Here is a 278-nt window from a genome sequence, read left to right as displayed (position 1 = left end):
ATAGGCTGGGTGTGGAAGCGCAGTAATGCGTTAAGCTAACCAGTACTAATTGCCCGTAAGGCTTGATCCTATAACCAGTGTGTTTCACCTGGTTGATCGTCGCCTTGTGCCACGATACACACAACCAAGACTACATCCCGATTCGTGACGCTGGCCTCAACCCCAGCGTCACAACCCCTCATGCCTGGTGACCATAGCGAGTTGGAACCACCCCTTCCCATCCCGAACAGGTCCGTGAAACGACTCCGCGCCGATGATAGTGCGGATTACCCGTGTGA

Annotated in this window: 2 rRNA genes; both read left to right on the top strand. The window is 54.3% G+C overall.

The annotated features are described in order from the left end of the window. Positions 1-70 (top strand): 23S ribosomal RNA (locus tag VSR71_RS35220); the annotation flags it as partial. A 113-nt stretch (positions 71-183) separates the two neighbouring features. Then, positions 184-278: ribosomal RNA gene (gene rrf, locus VSR71_RS35215) — 5S ribosomal RNA — on the top strand; the annotation flags it as partial.

This window comes from Cupriavidus oxalaticus (genome assembly GCF_038900635.1).
Classification (GTDB): domain Bacteria; phylum Pseudomonadota; class Gammaproteobacteria; order Burkholderiales; family Burkholderiaceae; genus Cupriavidus; species Cupriavidus oxalaticus_B.
The sequence above is the reverse complement of the archived record's forward strand: the minus strand, read 5'-3'. Positions and strand labels throughout refer to the sequence as shown.